We start from the raw sequence: 5,222 nt of genomic DNA, 5'->3' as shown, positions 1-5,222 counted from the left end.
CCCTACCATTTCGTGGAGGCGCTGTTCGAGCGGCTCCGCGACGACGACGTCATCGTGTGCGGCAACGGCTCGGCCTGCGTGGTGCCCTTTCAGGCCGGACGCATTAAGAAGGGACAGCGGATGTTCGCCAATTCCGGCTGCGCCTCCATGGGATACGACCTGCCCGCCGCAATAGGCGCCGCCGTAGCCCGGGGGGGGCGGCGCGTCATCTGTCTGGCAGGAGACGGCTCGCTGATGATGAACGTGCAGGAGCTGCAAACCCTCGCCGGGTTGGGGCTGCCGGTGCTGGTATTTGTGTTCAACAACCAGGGATACGTCTCCATCCGCCTAACGCAGAACGCCTTTTTTCAGGGCCGCCAGATGGGCTCCGGCCCGGACAGTGGCGTCAGTTTTCCCGACTTTGTCCACCTGGGCGAAGGCTTTGGGCTTCCCGCCAGCCGCCTGGAGGGGCCGAACTTCGCGCAAGGGCTCGACGCGATTCTTTCAACGGAAGGGCCAATGCTCGTTGACGTGAGTCTTGATCCAAAGCAAGGCTTTGAACCAAAACTGAGTTCCAGGCAGTTGGATGATGGCAGCATCGTTTCCCCCTGCCTTGAGGATATGTACCCGTTTTTGAGCCAACAGGAGTTGCAAGACAACCTCCTGACCGCAGAGAAATGAACTCAACGTGGGGGAAAATCCATGAATAATCTTGAGCGCAAAATGGTTGAAGTGTTGCAGGACCTGAAGGAAAACCATCACGTTTGCGGCATAAAGGCGGAGTTCGAGGCAGAGGGCACGCGCATAGAAGAAGCCATGCGCCTGAAAGAGGTCATCACCGTGGCCGGCCTTGGGCTCACCATGAAGATCGGCGGCTGCGAGGCCATCCGTGACATGTACGAGGCCCGCGTCCTCGGCGTGGACCGCATCGTGGCCCCCATGGTCGAGACGCCATACGCTCTGAAAAAATACCTCAAGGCCGTGGAGATCGTTTTCCCTCCGGAAGAGCGCGAACACATCGACGTCGCCGTGAACATAGAGACCCTGGCAGGTTGCAAGTGCTTCGATGAAATGCTGGAACTGCCGGAAATACATTTGCTTAACGGCGTGGTGATGGGACGAGTGGACCTCACCGGGTCCATGGGCCTTGATCGTGACCAGATCAACACCGACGTCGTCTTCAACATCACCAACGACCTGTTCACCAAGGCCAAGGCCAAAGGCCTGGAGTGCGCGGTGGGCGGCGGCGTCGGCAAAGAGGCCATTCCCTTCTTTCACCAGCTCAAGCCCGGCCTGCTGGACCGCTATGAAACCCGCAAGCTGATCTTCAAGTGCCCGGAAGCGCTGAACGACGAGCCGGAAAAGGGCATCCTCAAGGCTGTGGGCTTCGAACTGCTCTGGCTCAAGAACAAGCGGGACTTCTACGGCATGATCTTCAACGAGGACAAGACGCGCATCCAGATGCTGGAGTCGCGCTACAAGCAGCTCATCGAAGAGGCCGGAGGCAAATACGAATGAACGGCCGCACGGCCCTGGTCACTGGAGCCTCGCGCGGCATCGGCCTAGCCATAGCCGATCGCTTCGAGGCGCTGGGAGCCACGGTCCTTCGGCCCAGCCGCGCCGAGATGGACCTCGCCTCCGGGGCGTCGGTGGAGGCCTATCTGGCCGCCCTCGAAACCCCGGTCGACATCCTCGTGAACAACGCCGGCATCAATCCCCTGGCCGGTGTTTCCGAGTTCACGGACGGCGACATGGCCCTGGCGCTGAGCATCAACCTGGAGGCGCCTCTGCGGCTGACGCGCGGCCTGGCGCCAGGCATGCGGCAGCGCGGCTATGGCCGCATACTCAACATATCCTCCATCTTCGGCGTGGTGTCCAAGGCCCGCCGGGTCATTTACTCCACCACCAAGGCCGGCCTCATCGGCTTCACAAAGGCTGCCGCCGTGGAGCTTGCCCCCCACGGGGTGCTGGTGAACGCCGTGGCGCCCGGCTTTGTGGATACGGCCCTTACCAGGCAGAACAACAGCCCGGAGCAGATTCAGGCGCTCTGCGTGCAGATTCCGCAAAACCGCATGGCCACACCGCCGGAGATCGCTGAAACCGCGGCCTTTTTGTGCAGCTCGGCCAACTCCTACATCACCGGGCAAACAATCCGGATAGACGGGGGCTTCACGTGTCTGTAATCAACATCCGCTCCAACATCCGGGACTATCGCGTCACCTTCCACAGCTCTCCGGATTTCCTTGACTTCGGCAGCAGATTCCAAGACTTCTGCTGCATCGTCGACGAGACCGTGTGGGAAATATACAAGGACACCGCCCTTGCAGCCCTGCCCAGGGAAAACGTCGTGGTCATGCACTTCGACGAGTCACGCAAGAACCTGGACACGGTGCAGGAGATTTTCGATCAGCTCACTGGGCGCGACGCGAAACGCAACCTGACGCTCATCTCCATCGGCGGAGGCATAACCCAGGATGTGACCGGCTTCGCCGCATCGACTCTGTACCGGGGAATCAACTGGGTCTTTGTGCCCACGACGCTGCTGGCCCAGTCCGACAGTTGCATCGGCGGCAAGACCTCCCTGAACTACCGCTCCTTCAAGAACCTCGTGGGCACGTTCTATCCGCCGAGCGAGGTCCACATCCATACGCCCTTCCTGTCCACCCTGAAGGAAGAAGATTTCCTGAGCGGCCTTGGCGAGGTCATCAAGCTGTACATCATGGGCGGCCGCGAACGATTCGAGGCGCTGCCAAATCTGCTTGGCCCCATGCTGGCCCGCGACCCAGCGGCCTTGCTTGAGAGCGTGCGCGAGTCCCTGCTCGTCAAGATCAGCTACATCGAGGACGACGAATTCGACGCAGGCAAGCGCAACCTGCTGAACTACGGGCACACCCTTGGACACGCTCTCGAGTCCGTCACCGCCTATCGCATCCCGCATGGCCAGGCTGTGCTCATCGGCATGGCGTTCTCCAACATAATAGCAACCGAACGCGGCAACCTTTCCGCCGCACGCAGAGACGCTGTGGCAGACATGCTTGCCCAGGCCCTGGTCACACGGCCCACCAAGGATGAGATGGCTCCGGCCGCACTCATCGCGGCCATGCGCAAAGACAAGAAACGCGTGGGTTCCAACCTGCCGCTCATCATGCTCAACGACGATCTCTCTCTGGTGCGAATCAATGACCTGACCGAGGATGCCGCCGTCTCCGCCCTCGAATCCTTGAACACATGGCTCTTTTAGCATTGAATGATCCCACCTTGCGGGAGGACGCGGCCCGCTTCCTGGAGCGGACGCAGGGGCTGCTGGCCTTGCTGCGCGGGTCCAGAGTGCTCGTCACAGGCGGCACGGGCTTCTTTGGCCGCTGGCTGCTTTTGCTTTTGAGCCAAGCTGAAGCGGCCCTGGGGCTCGGCCTGCAGATCGACGTGCTGTCACGCGATCCCGCTGGCTTTTGCGCCCGGAACCCTGAGTTGGCGAACTGCCAGGGCATTGTTTTCCACAAGGGCGATGTGCGCGATTTTGAACTCTCCACTCCCCCGCACGACTACATCATCCACGCCGCAGCAGAGGCCAACGCCGCCCTGAACCGTGACGAGCCCCTGCTCATGTTCGACACCATCGTGCAGGGCACGCGGCAGGTGCTCGAATACGCCCGGCAGACCAAGCCCAAGCGGCTGCTGTTTGTAAGCTCAGGTGCGGTCTATGGCGTCCAGCCGCCAGAAATGACCACCGTGCCGGAGCACTACCTTGGCAGCCCTGACCAGTTAAGCCCGGGAAACTCCTACGCGGAGGGCAAACGCACGGCTGAGCACCTCTGCGCCCTGTATGCGGAGGACTTCGGTCTGAGCATCCCCATCGCCCGGTGCTTCGCCTTTTTAGGCCCTTTTTTGCCCCTAGACCGCCATTTCGCCGCGGGCAATTTCATCGCCGACGCACTTGCGGGCAGGCCCATAAACGTGCAAGGAGACGGAACTCCCCGCCGCTCCTACATGTACCCGACAGACCTTGTGGAGTGGCTGCTGACTGTTTTGCTGCGGGGCGAAAGCCGCCGCGCCTACAACATAGGCTCGGAGGAGGTCGTGAGCATAGAGGCGCTGGCACAGGCCGTTGCCCACGCGGCAGGGGGGCTTCCCGTACGGGTGGCCAAAGAGGCGGATCCCAACAGCCTGCCGGCGCGCTACGTTCCCAATACTGGCAGGGCGGAGAAGGAGCTCGGCCTCTCGCTTTGCTTCAAATTGCCGCAGATCGTCGCCAGAACGCTCCGCCACCATCGCGCCCAACAGCTAAAGGACTCATGATGTCCCTCATCAGCATTGTCACCCCCTGCTATTGCGAACAAGACAACGTGCGTCTGTTGTATGAACGCATCCGGTCAGTGTTCGCCACTGGCTTTCCACAACACGACTACGAACATATCTTCATCGACAACGCCTCCACGGATAAGACCGTGGCACGCGTCAAGGAGCTATGCGCCGAGGACAAACGGGTCAAACTTATCGTGAACACAAGGAATTTCGGGCACATAAGGTCACCCTACCATGGCATGCTCCAGGCCCGGGGCGATGCGGTGATCCTGATGGCCTCCGACCTTCAAGACCCGCCGGAATGCATTGAGAGCTTCATTACCCACTGGGAAAAGGGCTACAAGCTCGTTTTGGGTGTGAAACGGCAAGAACTTGGCTCGCCAGTGATGGCTGCTGTCCGCAAGCATTACTACAAGCTGCTGGAGAGGCTGTCCGATGTCGAGATCGTTCGGGACTTCACCGGGTTTGGCCTCTACGACAGGGCGGTTCTTGACGACCTGCGCGGTCTCAACGATGCGTATCCTTACTTGCGGGGCATCATCTCCGAGCTAGGCTACGAGCCTGCCTTGGTGCCCTTCGACAAGCCGCCACGCAAACGCGGGATAACACACAATAATTTTTACACACTTTACGACATGGCCATGCTTGGCATCACCAACCACTCCAAGGTTCCCTTGCGCCTTGCCACGCTGCTGGGGTTCGGGGTGTCCCTGCTTAGTCTGTGTGCTGGGTTCTTCTACATGGCCTACAAACTTATTTTCTGGGATCAGTTTGTGGTTGGGATGGCGCCCATGGTTATTGGAATGTTTTTCTTTGGCGCCGTGCAACTGATTTTTCTCGGCATTGTCGGCGAGTATGTGGGCGCCATCCACACGCAGGTGCTGGCGCGGCCACTGGTGATAGAAAAGGAACGGGTCAATTTTGACTAGTGCGTGACGCTG

The 5,222-nt window shown here is 60.2% G+C and carries 6 protein-coding genes; all 6 read left to right on the top strand.

The window, feature by feature from the left end; translation table 11 throughout:
- On the top strand, positions 1 to 660 hold a 660-nt coding region (locus Q8O35_RS09650; RefSeq protein ID WP_305572675.1), incomplete at its 5' end, for a thiamine pyrophosphate-dependent enzyme.
- Positions 661 to 681: 21 nt separating this feature from the next.
- Positions 682 to 1,497: an aldolase/citrate lyase family protein gene (locus tag Q8O35_RS09645; RefSeq protein ID WP_305572673.1), complete on the top strand. Its 816-nt coding sequence runs from the start codon at positions 682 to 684 to the stop codon at positions 1,495 to 1,497.
- Positions 1,494 to 2,162, top strand: a complete 669-nt coding sequence (locus Q8O35_RS09640; RefSeq protein ID WP_305572671.1) for an SDR family NAD(P)-dependent oxidoreductase — start codon at positions 1,494 to 1,496, stop codon at positions 2,160 to 2,162. The genes Q8O35_RS09645 and Q8O35_RS09640 overlap by 4 nt, the downstream gene beginning before the upstream one ends.
- On the top strand, positions 2,153 to 3,220 hold the full coding sequence (locus tag Q8O35_RS09635; RefSeq protein WP_305572669.1) for a hypothetical protein: 1,068 nt from the start codon (positions 2,153 to 2,155) through the stop codon (positions 3,218 to 3,220). The genes Q8O35_RS09640 and Q8O35_RS09635 overlap by 10 nt, the downstream gene beginning before the upstream one ends.
- Positions 3,221 to 3,222: 2 nt before the next feature.
- The gene (locus Q8O35_RS09630; protein ID WP_305572667.1) at positions 3,223 to 4,275 is read left to right on the top strand and encodes an NAD(P)-dependent oxidoreductase; all 1,053 of its coding nucleotides are present in this window, start codon (positions 3,223 to 3,225) and stop codon (positions 4,273 to 4,275) included.
- On the top strand, positions 4,272 to 5,210 hold the full coding sequence (locus Q8O35_RS09625; protein WP_305572665.1) for a glycosyltransferase family 2 protein: 939 nt from the start codon (positions 4,272 to 4,274) through the stop codon (positions 5,208 to 5,210). The genes Q8O35_RS09630 and Q8O35_RS09625 overlap by 4 nt, the downstream gene beginning before the upstream one ends.
- Positions 5,211 to 5,222 lie beyond the last annotated feature (12 nt).

The sequence above is a fragment of the Humidesulfovibrio sp. genome, assembly GCF_030689645.1.
Taxonomy (GTDB): Bacteria; Desulfobacterota; Desulfovibrionia; order Desulfovibrionales; family Desulfovibrionaceae; genus Humidesulfovibrio.
This window is presented reverse-complemented; position numbering and strand designations above follow the sequence as displayed.